We start from the raw sequence: 482 nt of genomic DNA, 5'->3' as shown, positions 1-482 counted from the left end.
CGTACATCGCCAGGTCGAAGTTGAGCGAGGTTGACGCCAGCGTGCGCGCCAGCGTATCGGCGTCGAACTCGTCGCGCGCCCAATGCACGAAATTGACCGCGTTGCGCTGCTCGATCATCACGCCCTTCGGCGCGCCGGTCGAGCCGGAGGTGTAGATCACATAGGCCAGGTGGACCGGGGTCAGTCCGTGCCGCTGCGGATTGGCGGACGCCTGTCCGCTCCACAACGCAGCCTGCTCGCGCAGGTCGATGCGCGCCACCTCGCCGCCGATATCGTCCAGCGCGGCCCGGCCGGCGCCCACGCTCAGCGCCACCAGCGGCGCGCTGTCGGCCAGCATATAGGCCAGCCGCTCGCCCGGATAGGCCGGGTCCAGCGGCACATAGCAGCCGCCCGCTTTCAGGGTCGCCAGCATCGCCACCAGCATCTCGACGCCGCGCTCGGCGCAGATCGCCACGCGCACGTCCGGCGCCACGCCCCGCGCC

The 482-nt window shown here is 71.2% G+C and carries 1 protein-coding gene; it reads right to left on the bottom strand.

Annotation, left to right across the window (positions count from 1 at the left end):
- On the bottom strand, positions 1-482 hold a 482-nt coding region (locus KVP70_RS33200), incomplete at both ends, for an AMP-binding protein (RefSeq protein WP_217946706.1).

Origin of the sequence: Duganella violaceipulchra (genome assembly GCF_019166075.1) — a bacterium.
In the GTDB taxonomy this organism is placed as follows: Bacteria; Pseudomonadota; Gammaproteobacteria; order Burkholderiales; family Burkholderiaceae_D; genus Rugamonas; species Rugamonas violaceipulchra.
This window is presented reverse-complemented; position numbering and strand designations above follow the sequence as displayed.